This window comes from Mesorhizobium sp. B2-3-14, from assembly GCF_006442175.1.
Lineage (GTDB): Bacteria > Pseudomonadota > Alphaproteobacteria > Rhizobiales > Rhizobiaceae > Mesorhizobium > Mesorhizobium australicum.
In genome coordinates this window covers 636,065-651,633 of the sequence record NZ_VFVP01000001.1, presented here as the reverse complement: position 1 = coordinate 651,633, position 15,569 = coordinate 636,065, and the positions used below count along the sequence as shown (strand labels likewise).

At 63.7% G+C, this 15,569-nt stretch carries 14 protein-coding genes; 12 read left to right on the top strand and 2 right to left on the bottom strand.

Annotated elements, in window-relative coordinates; genetic code table 11:
- Positions 1-230 precede the first annotated feature (230 nt).
- From FJ950_RS02965 to FJ950_RS02930, 8 genes are all read left to right on the top strand, one after another.
- A complete protein-coding gene (locus FJ950_RS02965; RefSeq protein WP_140614938.1) occupies positions 231-1,361 on the top strand; it encodes a nucleotidyltransferase family protein in 1,131 nt (376 codons plus the stop codon).
- A gap of 64 nt (positions 1,362-1,425) precedes the next feature.
- Positions 1,426-2,448 (top strand): glycosyltransferase family 2 protein, encoded by a 1,023-nt coding sequence (locus FJ950_RS02960; RefSeq protein WP_015314223.1) that lies wholly within the window; start codon positions 1,426-1,428, stop codon positions 2,446-2,448.
- Positions 2,449-2,739: 291 nt separating this feature from the next.
- Entirely contained in the window at positions 2,740-3,141 is a 402-nt protein-coding gene (locus tag FJ950_RS02955; protein ID WP_140614937.1) for a hypothetical protein, read from the top strand.
- A 143-nt stretch (positions 3,142-3,284) separates the two neighbouring features.
- Positions 3,285-4,151: a family 16 glycosylhydrolase gene (locus FJ950_RS02950; protein ID WP_140615423.1), complete on the top strand. Its 867-nt coding sequence runs from the start codon at positions 3,285-3,287 to the stop codon at positions 4,149-4,151.
- Positions 4,152-4,201: 50 nt separating this feature from the next.
- Entirely contained in the window at positions 4,202-5,533 is a 1,332-nt protein-coding gene (locus FJ950_RS02945) for a UDP-glucose/GDP-mannose dehydrogenase family protein (RefSeq protein ID WP_140614936.1), read from the top strand.
- 65 nt (positions 5,534-5,598) lie between these two features.
- Positions 5,599-7,041, top strand: coding sequence for a GMC family oxidoreductase (locus tag FJ950_RS02940; protein WP_140614935.1), 1,443 nt, complete (start codon positions 5,599-5,601; stop codon positions 7,039-7,041).
- 18 nt (positions 7,042-7,059) lie between these two features.
- On the top strand, positions 7,060-7,509 hold the full coding sequence (locus FJ950_RS02935; protein ID WP_015314218.1) for a hypothetical protein: 450 nt from the start codon (positions 7,060-7,062) through the stop codon (positions 7,507-7,509).
- A gap of 67 nt (positions 7,510-7,576) precedes the next feature.
- A complete protein-coding gene (locus FJ950_RS02930) occupies positions 7,577-8,656 on the top strand; it encodes a glycosyltransferase (protein WP_140614934.1) in 1,080 nt (359 codons plus the stop codon).
- A gap of 27 nt (positions 8,657-8,683) precedes the next feature.
- Here the strand turns inward: FJ950_RS02930 and FJ950_RS02925 are convergent, their stop codons facing one another.
- Both FJ950_RS02925 and FJ950_RS02920 read right to left on the bottom strand, forming a co-directional pair.
- Positions 8,684-9,706: a phosphoribosyltransferase family protein gene (locus FJ950_RS02925; protein ID WP_015314216.1), complete on the bottom strand. Its 1,023-nt coding sequence runs from the start codon at positions 9,704-9,706 to the stop codon at positions 8,684-8,686.
- Positions 9,707-9,760: 54 nt separating this feature from the next.
- Complete coding sequence (locus FJ950_RS02920; RefSeq protein WP_140614933.1) at positions 9,761-11,257, bottom strand: lipopolysaccharide biosynthesis protein; 1,497 nt, start codon at positions 11,255-11,257, stop codon at positions 9,761-9,763.
- Positions 11,258-11,442: 185 nt separating this feature from the next.
- Between FJ950_RS02920 and FJ950_RS02915 the strand changes: the two genes are divergently transcribed.
- Genes FJ950_RS02915 through FJ950_RS02900 form a run of 4 tightly spaced genes read left to right on the top strand, consistent with a single transcriptional unit; the run spans position 11,443 to position 15,528 of the window.
- The gene (locus tag FJ950_RS02915) at positions 11,443-12,615 is read left to right on the top strand and encodes a glycosyltransferase family 4 protein (protein WP_140614932.1); all 1,173 of its coding nucleotides are present in this window, start codon (positions 11,443-11,445) and stop codon (positions 12,613-12,615) included.
- 15 nt (positions 12,616-12,630) lie between these two features.
- A complete protein-coding gene (locus FJ950_RS02910; protein ID WP_140614931.1) occupies positions 12,631-13,620 on the top strand; it encodes a glycosyltransferase family 2 protein in 990 nt (329 codons plus the stop codon).
- Positions 13,620-14,570 (top strand): glycosyltransferase family 2 protein, encoded by a 951-nt coding sequence (locus tag FJ950_RS02905; protein ID WP_140614930.1) that lies wholly within the window; start codon positions 13,620-13,622, stop codon positions 14,568-14,570. The genes FJ950_RS02910 and FJ950_RS02905 overlap by 1 nt, the downstream gene beginning before the upstream one ends.
- Positions 14,560-15,528 (top strand): glycosyltransferase family 2 protein, encoded by a 969-nt coding sequence (locus FJ950_RS02900; RefSeq protein ID WP_140614929.1) that lies wholly within the window; start codon positions 14,560-14,562, stop codon positions 15,526-15,528. The genes FJ950_RS02905 and FJ950_RS02900 overlap by 11 nt, the downstream gene beginning before the upstream one ends.
- Positions 15,529-15,569: the final 41 nt, after the last annotated feature.

Here is a 15,569-nt window from a genome sequence, read left to right as displayed (position 1 = left end):
AGATACTCAACTTTCAGCTGATCCCATCGATGGCCCGGCCGAAGCGCTGCGCTAGGGTAGGAATTCGTCCATACATCTCATCCCCTTCCGCGAAGCCGGCAAACGCTATGGTTGTAAAATTTCGCACTGCGAAAGGAAGGGCTTTACGGCGCCGCCGTTTTTGACGATGCTTTGCTTAGCAGCTGCAGCATACGCTTCGCGCAAACCGCTTTTTGGAGACTGTGCGCTCAATGGCCTTGCCGGAAAGCTCCTATGAAAGACTGCGCGCCACCGACTGCGCCGACGAGATCGCTTATGTGCGGGCCTGCTTACGGTTATATTTCGCGGGGCCGGCCGCCTCGGCCGGTGAAACGTGGACGCCGGGCCTTTCCGACGCTGTCGTCACTGATATCGCCAGGTTGAACAAGGTCGGTACCTTCGTCTTGAAGGCGCTGTCGCGTACGCCGGCGCATGAGAGGCCGGCCGAACTGTTCCAGTGGCTCGAAACCTATCGCAGGAGGACGGTGTCGATGAACGCCGCCTGCCTGATGGATTCGATCGCCATTCACGAGGCGCTGCTCGACAGGCGGATTGATTTCGTGTTCCTGAAAGGGCCGTTCCAGCAGCATCTGCTTTACGACGATCATTTCATGAAACCCTCGGGCGATATCGATATTCTGGTTTCGCCTGCCGGGTTCTTGAAGGCACGCGAAGCGTTACGCTCGATCGGCTACGAAGTATCGGGCAAGTCGCGTTCGGTCTGGTGGGTCCGCTTCCTCGGCGAACAGCACATGATCCGTGGCAATGGGTCGAAATCATCCACTGTCGACCTTCATTACCGGCTTCAGCAGCCCGGCTCGCCCAGTCCGCGCGATGCCGACGGGTTCCTGCGGCGAAAGCGGCTGGTCGAGATCACCGGCGCCGAAGTCCCGTTCACGTCGGCTGCCGACACGCTGATGCTGGCCTGCATCAGCGTCGCCAAGGCACTGTTCAACCGGGAGCCTTGCGCCGGCTACGTCTGCGATATCAGGGCCAGCGCCAGCCGTCTCGGCCACGCCGATCAGCAGCGTGTGCTCGATGCGGCGGTGAGCCAGGGGCTGGAGGACACGCTGCTGCTCGGCCTGCGTTCCGCCGATGTGCTGCTCGGCGGCACCGGCACGCTTCTGTCGGAGCGGGCCAAGCCGATCCTGTCGCGCATCGGCAATGAAGACCTGCTCAACATGGTCATCGCGCCATGGCTGTCGTCGCTGCGCTGGCCGCAGCGACGCACGGTGTTGTGGGAATTGTGCGGCCGGGCTCCGGTCCGTTACCTTTCCGAGGCCGGTTGGGCGGCGTCGGCGGACATCAGCCGCCGCATCTTCGAACGGCCAGCCGGCCCGTGAAGGCGGCGAATATCGAACGCGTACAGGGCGAGGGCAGATCGGAACCTGTGCAAGAGGCAATTCCATGTCGATGACGAAATCCCAAGTCTGCGTGATCATCGCGGCCAAAAACGCGGCGCGAACGATCGCCGTCGCCATAGCGTCCGCGTTGCGCGAACCGGAAGTCGGGGAGGTCGTCGTCGTCGACGATGGCTCCACGGACAATACGGCCGAGGTCGCACGCTCCGCCGACGATGGCAGCGGCCGGCTTGCGGTGATGCGCCTCGACGTCAATCGCGGCCCTTCTTTTGCCCGCAATGCGGCGATCGCCGGTTCACGAGCCCCGTTCATCAGCATTCTGGACGCCGACGATTTCTTCCTCGAGGGCCGGTTTCGCAACCTGTTTGTCGGCGCCGATTGGGATTTCGCCGCCGACAACATCATGCTCATCAGGGATGACGCGGCTGGCGATGCAACCAAAATCGTCGCCCCGGATTTTGCCGCCGATCCGGAATTCCTCGATTTCGAAGGATTCGTGGAGGGCAACATCTCCAGGCGCCGCGTCCAAAGAGGCGAACTCGGCTTCTTGAAGCCGGTGATCAGCCGTGCCTTTCTCGACCGCCACGGGTTGCGCTACGACGAGAGCCTGCGGCTAGGCGAGGACTACGAGCTTTACGCGCGAGCGGTCGCCCACGGGGCACGGTTCAAGGTCATCCGTTCCTGCGGCTACGGCGCCATTGTCCGCGCCGATTCACTCAGCGGCCGCCACAAGACGCAGGATCTGAAGCGGCTGGCCGATGCCGATCTGGCGCTGCTGGCGATCGACAGCCTGCCGGAAGGGTCGAAAGCAGTGCTACGGCGGCACGAGCGGCATGTGCGCGACAAATACCGGCTGCGCAATTTCCTCGACGTGAAGGCCGAGCGGGGCCTGGCTTCTGCCGCGGCCTACGCCTTCGCAAGCCAATCCAACCTCGTCCCCATCGTCCAGGGCGTGGCGTCCGACAAGATCGAGGCGCTGTTTCGCAGTGTTGGCCTGGTCTCCAGGAACAAGCACGTGCCGCCGCTCCGTTTCCTGATGGCTGGAACCAGTACCGGCAAAGGACGGTAAGGCGCGGTGTTACCTGCCGACCGCGAGGCCGCCACGCAACCATTTCCATCGGATTTATGAGTTTATGAATTGGGTGGTTGCCTCGCGGCTCTGGGGATGGCAGTCTATGTTGCGGTGCAACAAATTAAACGACCAGCCGAACTGGCCCCCGATCGGACTGGTGCGAAGTCTCTCTTCGTCAGAGGAGTTGGGCGACGCGGTTACGAGTTTTCAGCCCCGGTTGCGGGGATCGGCCAGTGGCCTGGCCTGAAAGCCGGTCCAGGAAGCCGGCGATGACGGGAATTTAAGTTCATGGCCTCGATATTCGGCTTCAGATCAAGGAATCCGGCCCGCGACAGGCAGACCGACGTTGCGCGCCTGGACCGGCTGGCGAAGCTGTTCGAGCAGATCGCCGCCGAGATCGAGGCGGAGAAAACCGGCTTGGAGAGCCGCTACCGCAAGGAAGCGACCAACGCGGCCTTTCTGGTCGAAGCCATGGAAAACGGCTCCGCCTCCGATCGCCGCTCGTCCGAAGTCAGCGCGTTGACGCAGTCGATCCTGAACAGCGAGCGCCGCATCGCTGCGCTGTCGCGCCAGGGCGGCAGGATGCGCGAGCTCCGTCATTCGCTGGACGTGGTCTTCGACGAGAATACGACCACCGATCCGGCGGCGACGGTCGAACCGGTCAGGCAGGCGGGAGCCGGCCGAAATTGAAGGCGGCGGCGGGGGACCGTTACGGCGAAGGTGATGCAAGGCTGGACGTCGGGAGGGTGATTGAAAAGGTCAAGGTTGGCCCGTTTGGAGGCGGTTCGAACGTCGACTTTGGGTTGGGGACACAGCGCAAAGGTGAGTTAGTCATGAATTCGGATCCAAAGACCATGTCCACGACAGCAATCGACGCCCCTTCAGCCCTGCTTTCCTGGCGGCGGTCTGGTCTGGCTTTCGCTTTGCTGCTGGTCGCTCTTGGCAGCCTGCCGGCAACCCCGTCTCATGCGCAGGATATCCAGTCCGCGCCCTCTTTCGTCGACGATTTCAAGAATTTCGACCGCGAGCGCTGGTACGTTTCAGACGGCTGGACGAACGGCAGCCATCAGAATTGCACCTGGTCGAAAGGCTTGGTCAAGCTTTCCGATGGCGTTCTTTCGCTCGGATTCGCGAAGCAGAAGACCAAGGATCGCGAGTTTGCCTGCGGCGAGATCCAGACCAAGCAGCGTTTCGGCTATGGTACCTATGAGGCGCGGATGAAGACTGACACAGGCCCTGGCCTCAACGCGGCGTTCTTCTCCTATATCGGCCCATCCGACAAGCAGCCCTGGGACGAGATCGACTTCGAGATCCTGACCAAGGACACCTCCAAGGTGCAGGTCAATGCCTATATCGCCGGCAAGGGCAAGAACGAGAAGCTGGTCGACGTGCCGGGCGGCACCGACAGTGCCTTCAACGACTATGCCTTCGTCTGGGAGAAGGATAGCCTGCGCTGGTATCTCAACGGCCAGCTGGTGAACACCATCGCCGATCCCGCGAAGCTGCCCAGCCATGCGCAGAAGATCTTCTTCAGCCTTTGGGGTAGCGACACCATGAAGGGCTGGATGGGAGCGTTTGCGGACCCGGGCCGCAAGCTTTCGCTGCAGGTCGAACGGGTCGCGTTCACCGCGCTGGGTCAGCCCTGCCAATTTCCGGAATCGCTGGTGTGTAGTGTAAAAGAGCTGGGAAAGACGAATTGAACCGGCAGGGCCGAGAAGCGGTCCGCTGCCCTGGATGGGAATGAAACCGAATGAACTTGACGGTGTTTGGAATTGGCTATGTCGGCTTGGTGCAGGCGGCGGTGCTTGCCGAGGTTGGCCACCAGGTTGTTTGCGTCGATATCGACGCAAACAAGGTGGAGCGGCTCAATCAGGGCCTCGTTCCGATCTTCGAGCCGGGTCTTGAAACCATCGTCAGGGAGAATCACGCCGCCGGCCGCATCAAGTTCACCACCGATGCGGCGGCCGCCGTCAGGCACGGCGAAATCCAGATGATCGCGGTCGGCACGCCGCCCGGCGAAGATGGTTCGGCCGACCTCAAATATGTGCTGGCGGTCGCCGAGACCATCGGCCGCGAGATGGATACCGCCAAGATCGTCGTCGGCAAGTCGACCGTGCCGGTCGGCACCTGCGAAAAGGTGAAGGCCAGGATCGCCGAGACGCTGAAGAAGCGGGGCCGCGAGGATCTGAGCTTCGACGTCGCCTCCAATCCCGAATTCCTCAAGGAAGGCTCCGCGGTCGCCGACTGCATGAAGCCCGACCGCATCATCGTCGGCACGTCGAGCGAGGAAACCGAGGCGGTGATGCGCGAACTCTACGCGCCCTTCAACCGCAACCACGAGAAGATGATCGTGATGGACGTGCGCAGCGCCGAATTCACGAAATACGCCGCCAATTGCATGCTGGCGACCAAGATCAGCTTCATGAACGAGATGGCCAACCTCGCCGAGCAACTCGGCGCCGACATCGAGGAAGTGCGCCAGGGCATCGGCAGCGACCCGCGCATCGGCTATCACTTCATCTATCCGGGTCTCGGCTATGGCGGCTCGTGCTTTCCCAAGGACGTCCGTGCCCTGATCAAGACCGCCGAGGGCGTCAAGTACGACGCCAAGCTGCTGCGCGCCGTCGAGGAGCGCAACAATGATCAGAAATCCGTTCTGTTCGACAAGGTGCACCGCTATTTCAAGGGTAACCTCAAGGGCAAGACCTTCGCGCTGTGGGGCCTGGCCTTCAAGCCCAACACCGACGACATGCGCGAGGCGCCCGCGCGCGTGCTGATGGAGGCGCTCTGGAACGCCGGCGCGGCCGTGCAGGCCTATGACCCCGAGGCCATGCAGGAATGCCAGGCCATCTACGGGCTGCGTGACGACCTGCTGTTGTGTGGAACCAAGGAGGCGGCCCTGCGCGGCGCCGATGCGCTGCTGATCGCCACCGAATGGAAGAGTTTTCGCGCACCGTCCTTCGATGCGCTGAAGGATGCGCTGGCCACGCCGGTCATCTTCGATGGCCGCAACCTTTACGATCCCAAGGTCGTGGCGCGCCACGGCATCGAATATCACTCGATCGGCAGAATGGCGGCATGAGATCGGGCGCGGAGAGCCGAAAGCAGGATCGGGCCAAACGCCCGGCGTAGAAGGAATTGTAGCTGATGGTGCTGGACGTAAAGCCCGAGCAAGTCACCAAAGATCATTTCGATGTTGTCGCGATCGGTTCCGGCTTCGGTTCGGCTTTCTTCCTGCATGAATTCGCCAGACGGCGTAAGGCGCGCATCCTGATTCTGGAGTGGGGTCGCCACAACACGCATGAATGGCAGCTTGACCAGAACGTCAACACCGACATAGACGACGAGACGACCTACAGCACCAATTCCGACAAGCCGTGGAATTACACGATCGGGCTGGGTGGCGGGACCAATTGCTGGTTCGCGCAGACGCCAAGATTCCACCCCAATGATTTCAGGCTGAAAAGCACCTACGGCGTCGGCAACGACTGGCCGATCAGCTACGACGATGTCGAGCCGTTCTATTGCGACGCCGAAGACATCATGTCGATCTCCGGCGATCCCGACATGGCGGCGATGCTGCCGCGCTCGAAGCCCTTTCCGCAGCCACCGCATCGCATGTCGACGCCGGACAGGATGATGAAGGCGGCCCAGCCCGACCAGCATTTCGTCATGCCGACCGCACGGGCGCGCGTGCCGACCGCGCAACGCAGCTCCTGCTGCGCCAATCTGCGCTGCTGGCTGTGCCCGGTCGATGCCAAGTTCACCGCCAATAACGGCCTGATGCATGTCTTCGAGCATCCCGACGTTTCGGTCTGCCTCGGCTCCGAAGTGCGGCGGCTCGACCATGTCGGCGGCACGGTCCGTTCGGTCGCCTTCGTGCATGAGGGCAGGGAATATCAGGTCAGCGGCGACCTCTTCGTTCTCGGCGCCAATGCCATCCAGAGCGCGGCGATCATGCTGCGCTCGGGCCTGGGCGATGAATTCGTCGGGCGCGGCCTGCATGAATCCTATGGCTGGAATTTCGAGGTCTATCTCGACGGCGTCGACAATTTCGACGGCAGCACCATCACCACCGGCCTGAATTTCGGCCTCTATGACGGTCCGCACCGGCCCGAGCACGCGGCGGCCCTCGTTTATTTCGAGAACCGCTGGCAGCACGGGATGCGCGCAGAGAAGGGCCGGCTGCGCCAGGCGCTGCCGCTGGTCGTGGTCACCGAGAACCTGCTCGATCACGAGAATTTCGTCACCCTCGACGAGGATGACAACGCCTTCGTCTCCTTCAAGGCGCCGTCGGACTATGCCGTCAAAGGCATGGCCCGGGCGCTGGACAAATTGCCCGGACTGCTTGCCCCGTTGCCGGTCGAACGGCTCTTCGACCGCGGCATCCGCCCAACGGAATCGCATGTCCAGGGCACGTTGCGGATGGGCACCGGCCCGGCCGATTCGGTGATCGACAGCAACATGATCCATCACCGGCTGAGAAACCTAGTCGTCGTCGGCACCAGCACCTATCCAAGCTGCTCCTGCGCCAACCCGAGCCTGACCGCGGCAGCTTTGTCCCTGCGCGCGGCGAGCCGGATGGCGTGAGGGGGAAGGAGGTAACCGATGATGGAAATCTCACGGCGCTCGGTCTTGGCCATCATGGCTGGTGGAGTTGCATCGACTGGCGTGGCCTTCGCGGCGGTGTCTTCGTTTTCGGACGAGGACCTGGTTCGCGTCACGCTCGAAAAATACCTCGGCGGGTTGAACATGCGCATCGAGCACCTGCAGCAGTTCGTGCTGGAGTTCCGCAACCGCAATCCGTGGCTGTTTCCCAGCGAAAAACTGGGCGACGCCGTCACTTTGCTCGAGACGGCGAAGCTCGGCCAGGCACGCAAGTTGTTGCCCAAGCGGAAGCAGCGCGACCTCCGGCATTTCGACCGCTGGGTCGTGGCCGAATTTCACATGTTGACGGACTACGCCTCGCGCAGTTCGCCTAGTGATCCCATCCGGTTCACCGGATGGCAGCCATGCACAAATCCGTTCGCGACGCTTGATCCGCCAAAGACTGCGTGAGGCTGCACTTGACGCTGCCGTTCATCGGCCGTGGGCATTGAAACGCGATAGACGAGGAGCCAGGACCATGAAAGTTCTCTTTGCAGGCGGCAATGGCTACCCACCGGAGTTCAGCGGCGGCGTCCAGTCGAGCACTCATCATCTGGCCGAGCAGTTGATCGAGCATGGGCATGAGGCCGCGGTGCTCGCCGCGCTGTTTGGCGATGGTGTCTTCGGCTTCAAGGCGCGTGCCAAGATGAAGCTTTTGCGCCAGCCGGCGGTCGTCGACAGTTTTCCCGGCTATCCGGTGATCCGGGCGTGGTTTCCGTGGGAGGCGGCGGCCTTCGCCGTCAACAGGGTCAAGCCGGATGTGGCGGTGGTCCAGTGCCACAAGTCGGTTCCACTCGGCAAGGCGTTGCAGGCCAAGGGCGTGCCGCTGGTCGTCTACCTCCGCAACGTCGAGTTTCACGAGCTTGGGGGCGACCTGCGCGCCCTGCGCTCGGCGCTTTATATCGCCAATTCCGAATTCACCGCGCGTACCTACGCCAGGGAGTTCGGCATCGAGGCGGCGGTGATCCCTCCGACCATCAATCCGGCCCACTACAGCACGCCGACCTCAGGCCAGTTCGTCACCCTGATCAACCCTTATGAGGAAAAGGGCTTCGAGCTTGCGGTGCGGATCGCCGCCGCGTGCCCCGAAATCCCGTTCCTGTTCGTCGAAAGCTGGAAGCTGGCGGACGATCACCGGGCACGCATCGAACAGACGATCACGCCGCTCGGCAATGTCACGCTGGAGAACCGCACCAGTGACATGAAGACGGTCTATGGCCGCACACGGATCCTGCTGGCGCCCAGCAAATGGGAAGAGGCCTGGGGGCGGGTTGCCTCGGAGGCCCATTGCAGCGGCATTCCGGTCGTCGGTTCGCGCCGCGGTGGCCTGCCGGAAGCGGTCGGCCCTGGCGGCACGGTGCTCGACTATGATGCCCCGCTCGCCGACTGGGTCGCGGCCGTCAGGCTCTTGTGGAACGACAACAAGGAATATCAGCGGGTCTCGGCACTCGCGCGCGGCTTCGCTGGCCGGCCGGAACTCGACCCCGACCGTCAGTTCGGCACCTTCTTCTCGATACTGGACAGGGCGGTGCAGCAGCGCGCACGCCAGGCCGCGTAGCCAAGCAGCGACCCGATCGGTTCTGCATCAGGCTGGGCGCTTGACCCTGTTCTTCAGCGTTTCATAGCCGCGTGCACCGAGCAGGGCGCGGGCAATGGTCTTGGCGGCGCTCTTGCGGCCCTCCTGCGAGTTGACCTGGCGCAGCCTCGCCGGCAGGTTTCGCGCGGCCTGGCCAAGTGCTGGCAGCGACAGCGCATCGGGAAAACTGACCATGTGCGTCTCGACGCACAGGACCGGTTTCCCCGACAGTTTGGCAATCCTCAGCGCCTGGGCATGTTCGCTTTCGATGAACAGGATGGCGTCGGATTTGCGATAGAAATCGGCCTTGAAACTGCCATGCGCGCCAAGCCGCTGGCGCTCCGCCTTGCTCGGCAGATCGAGCATGATCAGCTTGTCGTACTTGATCTCGTGCTTGGCCAGCCACGCCTCCGTCAATGCACGGTATTTCTCGAGCCGGCTGGTGACCAGCCAGCCGATCTTGTGGGTTACGGCATGAAGCGGCCGCGCCTCGCTGAGGAATTTTTCATAGGCCGGCCCGTCGTCGTTCTCGGCCTCGGTCGGATCGAGACACAGCACCCCGTCTATATCGACACAGCATTGCGCCAGGAATTTATGATGCATGAAGTTCCACTGGAACATGCGCGGATGCGGCACGACCTCGAACACCAGATCGGTCTCCTGATGCTCCGGCTCCAGGCCGAAGACGGCGGCAAAGGTGTAGTCAGCCTCGATACCGCCGCTCTTGATGCGGGCACGGGCGTCGCGCATCGCATTACCGCCGGCGATGCTGTCGTCGATCACCAGCACCTTGCGCATGTCCGAAACCTTGCGGTCCAGGGCCGCGCGGCGCTTGGTGATGCCTGACGTGTAGACCCTGCCTTCGAGGAAGGAGTCCAGGTCAGTCATCGGAATGTTGGCCGCAAGGCTGACCAGCGTCGCCGCCAGCACGCCGCTTCTGGGAACGCCGACCACCAGGTCGATGTCGCGTGGCAGCCGATGAAGGTTGCTCACGATGGCGTCGTTCATGTCGGAGATCGATCGGTAGTGCATGGATCAGGCCTGATGCTCGGGTGGGATATGGGATAGACGACAAAGGCGCCGAAATTATTGCGCCTCGCGCGGCGTCGCCGCCGGCGCCCTTGCCGGCAGCATTTTCAAGGCCTCCCGCAAGGCTTCGCGGCCGGCGGCGAAGGTCAGCGCGACGACGATGGTGATCGCGTAGGCCAGGATGACGCCGCTTGCCAAGGCGACGACATGCTGCTGCGGCAGCATCGGCTTGACCAGCCAGACCGCCCCAAGCGCCAGATGCGCGCCAAGCACGAACGGCGCTGCCGTGCGCAGCACATGGCTGGCTTGCAGCGGTCCGCTCTTGCCGACATAGAGCCATAGGAAGGGCGTGCGCAGATACTCGCTGACCGCATAGGCGACCGCCACGCCCAGCGCGCCGTAGGGCAGGCCGAGCGCGAAGGCAAGCACCGAGGTCACCGCCGTGATGATGCCCCAGCGCATGAAGTCGCCGGAGCGGCCCTGGCTGACGAAAAGCCAACCAGCCGGATTGTTGAGCGGCTGCAGCAGGCCGGCAAAGCCGAGCGCCAGGAAGATCGAGGCGCTGGCGCGCCACTGCTCGCCGAGCACGAAGGGGATCAGCACATCCGACATCGCGGTGGCGAAAGCGACGCCGGGCAGCGCCACCAGAAGGATCAGCGGCATCACGCGCAGATAGGCGCTGCGATAGCGGTCCGGCTCGTCCTTCAGTCGCGACAGCGCCGGCACCATCACCTTCGACAGCGGATTGGTGATCTGGCTGAGCGGGAACAGGAGCAGCTTGTAGGCGCGGTCGTAGAGTCCGAGCTGGGCCTCGCCCCAGTATTTGCCGATCAACACGTTGTCGAGATTGCGGGCGAAGAAATTGGCGAAATTGAAACCGGTGATCCCGGCACCGAAATTGATCAGCTCGCTGATCCCGACGACCTTGCGCGGCATGCCTGGGCGCCAGCGCGAGCTGGCCCAGTAGCACAGCGTCGGCAGCACCGCGCCGGTCAGCGTGCCGGCAAACAGCGCCCAGTAGGAACGGTCGATGAAAGTCCAGGCGATCGAGACGGCCAGCCCCGCGACGGCCCCGGCGACGTCGATGATCGCCAGGCGACCGAACTGCATGCGACGCGTCAGCAGAGCCAGATGCTGGGCGCCTAGGCCATAAGCAAGGATCTGCAATCCCAGTGCCGCCACCAGACCGGCGACGCGCGGCTCGCCATAGAACGCGGCGACCAGGGGTGCCGCGCCCGCGAGCACGCAGGCGAGGACCGCGCTGACGGCGACATTGATCCAGAAGAGGTAGTTCACCTCCTCATGCCGGATGCCCGATTTCTGGATGGTCGCCTGGGTCAGGCCGAAGTCCTGGAACAGGGCGATGAAGGCGAGCACAGGAGCGCACATGGCCACGACGCCGAAATCCTGCGGCGACAGGAGTCGCGACAGCACGATGACGGAAATGATCTGCGTAGCGACCCGCACCGATTGCGCCATTGCGGTCACGACGGCACCGCGGCCGACCGATTTGCGCAGTGAGCCTTCCGGCGGATCGAATGGATTGGCTTCCAAATTCAGGATTCCTGATCTTTGCGCGGATTTCGGAGCCCCGAAATCCACAACCGCCGCCGACCACAAACTACGGCAATAATTTTGCAGTGCAACAGAAAACGTGGAACGGTGCGCCAAAAATGTTGCGATGCAGCAAGAGCTGTACTAGGCTTCCCCTGGGTGGGTCAAACAGCGGTCGAGTTTTCATGCTGCATGTCTTGTACCTGGTACATGATGTTTCCGACCCGGCGGTTCGCCGGCGGATCACGATGCTCAGGACAGGTGGCGCCCGGGTTACCCTGGCGGGCTTCCGCCGCGCCGCCACTCCGATTGCCGACATCGAAGGCTTGCGGCCAATCGACCTTGGCGCGACGCGCGACGGGCGATTCGCCCAGCGCCTGGCGGCGGTGGCAAAAACAGCGGTTTCGATAGGTTCGAAGCTCAGGGACGTGCCGAAGCCCGACATCATCATCGCGCGTAACCTGGAGATGCTGGCGCTGGCCCGCCGCGCCCGGTCGGCTTTCGGCGCCGCTGTCCCGATCGTCTACGAATGTCTCGACATTCACCGCCTGGTGCTTCGCGACGATGTCCTGGGCAAGGCGCTGCGCGCCACCGAGCGTCATCTGGCGCGGGATGTGCGGCTGCTGGTGACCAGTTCGCCCGCCTTCATCGCCAACTATTTCAAGCCTTTCCGCCAGGTCGCGGCGCCGGTGGAACTGGTCGAGAACAAGTATTTCGAGGCGGCGGCGATTCTGCCCGCCGAGCGCGAGGCGGTGGAAGGACCTCTCGCTCCGCCGTGGCGGATCGGCTGGTTCGGGGCGCTCCGGTGCCGCCGCTCGCTCGAACTGCTGGCCGGTTTCACGCGTCACATGGAAGGCCGGTTCGAAATCGTGCTGCGCGGCCGCCCGGCACTTTCCGAGTTCCCGGATTTCCATGCCTTCGTCGATGCCGAACCTTACATGTCGTTTCGCGGGCCGTACCGCAACCCGGAGGACATGGCGGCGATCTATCACGACGTCCATTTCTCCTGGGCGATCGATTTCTTCGAGGAGGGACAGAACTCCGAATGGCTGCTGCCCAACCGCCTTTATGAAGGCTGCCGCTTCGGCGCGGTGCCGATCTCGATGGACAACACCGAGACCGGACGGTTCCTGCGGCAGCGCGAGATCGGCGTTTTGCTGCCGCAGGCCACGCCCGAAGCGCTCGAAACCGCGCTTGGCGGGATGGAACAGCACCGCTTCGGCAGGCTGAAGGCGCGCGTGCTGGCCCACAATCCGAGGATGTGGAGCTACGATCGCAGCGACTGCGGCGCCCTGGTCGAAAAACTGCGCCGCCTGACCACAGTGCGCGGGCCGCTCGCGACCGAGGCCCTGGCATAGGATGGACATCGCCCGATGACGCAAGCGCTTGCCTCCACCCTGATCGTGATCCCGTGTCTCGACGAGGCGACTCATATCGGAGCGCTGCTCGACCAGCTTTGCCCGGCGGCGGAACGGCTCGGCGCGCGGATAGTCGTTGCCGATGGCGGCAGCACCGACGGCACGCTGGCCATTGTCGGCGAGCGCCAGAGGGACGACCCTCGCATCATCCTGCTTCACAACGAAAAGCGCATCCAGAGCGCCGCGATCAACCTGGCGGTGGCCAAATTCGGCGAGGGTGCGCACTATCTGATCCGCATCGACGCCCATGGCGGCTATCCCGACGACTATTGCGACCGACTGGTCGAGGAGGCGTTGGCCACCGGCGCGGATTCGGTCGTGGTGTCGATGCTGACCAGCGGCAGCGGCACGGTGCAGAAAGCGGCGGCGGCGGCGCAGAACTCCAAGCTCGGCACCGGCGGCTCCAAGCATCGCCATCTCTCCGCCGGGGAGTGGGTCGACCACGGCCATCACGCACTGATGCGGATATCGGCCTTCCAGGCCGTCGGCGGCTATGACGAGACGTTCAGCCACAATGAGGATGCGGAACTCGACTATCGGCTGAGGCGGGCAGGCTACAGGATCTGGATGAGCGGCAGGACGCAGATGGTCTATTATCCGCGGACCTCGCTGCGCGGCCTTTATGTCCAGTATCTCGGCTATGGCCGCGGCCGCGCCAAGAATGTGCTGAAACATCGTGTGATCCCGAAGGTCAGGCAGATGGTGCCGCTGGCGGTCTTCCCGGTGGTTCTGCTGGCGGCCTTCTCCTTCCTGCACTGGATCGCGGCGCTGCCTCTGGTGCTGTGGGTGGCGGTTTGCCTGGGCTACGGCCTGGTGGCGGCCATCAGCCAGCGCAATGCCGATATCGCGCTTGCCGGCGTCTCGGCGATGGTCATGCATTTCGGCTGGTCCGTCGGCTTCTGGCTGCAGCTTCTCGGCCTCGGCACGCGGCGGAGGGCGGCGTGATGGCGGTTGAGGTCAAGCATCGCAGCATCGACATCGGCGTGTGCACATTCCGGCGGCCGGAACTGGCCGACACGCTGCGCTCGCTCGCCGCCCTGGCCATGCCTGACGGCTTCGAGATCGGCGTCATCGTCGCCGACAATGACGACACGCCGAGCGCCAGGGACCTGGTGACGGTGCTGTCGCAGGAATTGAAGTTGCCGGTCCGCTACCGGCATTGCCCGGCCCGCAACATCTCGATCGCTCGCAACGCTTGTCTCGAGGCCAGCGAGGCCGATTTCCTGGCCTTCATCGACGACGATGAGACCGCTACGGCCCACTGGCTCGCCGAACTGGTGGCAACGGCCGACAAAAGCGGCGCCGCCGCGGTTCTCGGCCCGGTGCGCGCGCTCTATCGTCCGGATGCGCCGGAATGGATGCGCCGCGGCGATTTCCATTCCACCTTGCCGGTCCGCGTGCACGGCGAAATCCGCACCGGCTACACCTGCAACGTCCTGCTGCGCATGGCATCCGACAGCTTGCGCGGCCGCCGCTTCAGCCTGGCGCGCGGCCAGACCGGCGGCGAGGACACCGAATTCTTCGACCAGATGCACAAGGCAGGCGGCCGGATCGCCTTTGCGCCGGAGGCATGGGTGGACGAGGCGGTGCCGAGGGCCAGGGCCGCATTCGACTGGCTCAGCCGCCGCCGCTTCCGGGTTGGCCAGACTCACGGCCATCTCCTGGGCCGCGGCGCCAGCGGCATCGCGCGAGTAAAGCAGGCCGGCCTTGCCGCGGCAAAGGCCGCTTTTTGCTTCGCCGCAGCACTTCCGGTTGCAGCCAGTCCGGTACGCAGGAACCGCAGTGTCTTGCGCGGCATCATGCATGTCGGCGTTGTCAGCGGTCTTGTCGGTGTCCGCGAACTGCGCCTCTATGGCCAGCCTTCACCAGGGGAAGGAGGCAAGCGTGCAGCCTGACATTTCCTCCGTGCCCGATGTTTCCTTTGTGATCGCCGCCTACAATGCCGAGGCAACCCTTGATAGGGCGGTCGCCAGCGCCATCGCCCAGAAGGGCGTCAGCCTCGAGATCATCGTCGTCGACGACAAGTCGCGTGATGCCACGCTCGATGTGGCGAGGGCCTATCCCGAGCATGTCGTGCGTGTCGTGGCGCTGGAAAAGAACAGGGGCCCCGGAGGGGCCAGGAATGCCGGGCTCGACGCCGCCCGCGGCAGGTGGATAGCGGTTCTCGATGCCGACGACGCCGTCTTGCCCGGACGCGTCGCCGCCATGATCGGCCGCGCCGAAAAGGCGGGCGCCGAGATCGCCGTCGACAATCTCCAGGTCGTCCGTGAGGACGGCGTGGTCGAGGACGCGATGTTCCCGCGCCGGTATCTGGAAGGCCTGCGCGAGATTTCGCTGGCGACCTACATCGCCGGCAACATCGTCTTCGAATCGAAGTTCAATCTCGGCTATCTCAAGCCGATCTTCCTGCGCCGGTTCCTTGACGAAAACCGGCTTCGCTATGACGAGAAGCTGAGGATCGGCGAGGACTACATCCTGTTTGCCGAAGCCCTGGCCATGGGCGGCAGATGCGTGGTGGAGCCTGAAATCGGCTATGCCTATCATATCCGCAGCGGCTCCATCTCGCGCGTGCTCGAGCCTCATCACGTCGAGGCGATGCGCAAGGCCGACGAGATTTTCGCTCAAACCCATTCGATGGACGTGGCCGCGCAGGCGGCATTCGCCCGGCGCGGCCGCAGCCTGCGCAAGGCGGCCTCGTTCCTGGCGATGGTCCAGCACATCAAGGCGCGGTCCCCGCTCAAGGCGATCCGGACGGCGCTCAGCGACCCGGCGGCGGTCAGGCATATGGGCATGCCGATCGCCGTGCGGTTGCGAAGAGTAGCGGCACAGTTTGCCGTCGGGGCGGGGAGGTGAAGATGCAGGCACATGGAGGGATTTTTCGTGGCCTGTGAATG

Coding starts and splice junctions, on each gene's coding strand:
- FJ950_RS02910 (WP_140614931.1), top strand. CDS start 12,631: ATGACGCAAGCGCTTGCCTCCACCCTGATCGTGATCCCGTGTCTCGAC.
- FJ950_RS02905 (WP_140614930.1), top strand. CDS start 13,620: ATGGCGGTTGAGGTCAAGCATCGCAGCATCGACATCGGCGTGTGCACA.
- FJ950_RS02955 (WP_140614937.1), top strand. CDS start 2,740: ATGGCCTCGATATTCGGCTTCAGATCAAGGAATCCGGCCCGCGACAGG.
- FJ950_RS02930 (WP_140614934.1), top strand. CDS start 7,577: ATGAAAGTTCTCTTTGCAGGCGGCAATGGCTACCCACCGGAGTTCAGC.
- FJ950_RS02935 (WP_015314218.1), top strand. CDS start 7,060: ATGATGGAAATCTCACGGCGCTCGGTCTTGGCCATCATGGCTGGTGGA.
- FJ950_RS02925 (WP_015314216.1), bottom strand. CDS start 9,706: ATGCACTACCGATCGATCTCCGACATGAACGACGCCATCGTGAGCAAC.
- FJ950_RS02945 (WP_140614936.1), top strand. CDS start 4,202: ATGAACTTGACGGTGTTTGGAATTGGCTATGTCGGCTTGGTGCAGGCG.
- FJ950_RS02965 (WP_140614938.1), top strand. CDS start 231: ATGGCCTTGCCGGAAAGCTCCTATGAAAGACTGCGCGCCACCGACTGC.
- FJ950_RS02960 (WP_015314223.1), top strand. CDS start 1,426: ATGTCGATGACGAAATCCCAAGTCTGCGTGATCATCGCGGCCAAAAAC.
- FJ950_RS02940 (WP_140614935.1), top strand. CDS start 5,599: ATGGTGCTGGACGTAAAGCCCGAGCAAGTCACCAAAGATCATTTCGAT.
- FJ950_RS02915 (WP_140614932.1), top strand. CDS start 11,443: ATGCTGCATGTCTTGTACCTGGTACATGATGTTTCCGACCCGGCGGTT.
- FJ950_RS02950 (WP_140615423.1), top strand. CDS start 3,285: ATGAATTCGGATCCAAAGACCATGTCCACGACAGCAATCGACGCCCCT.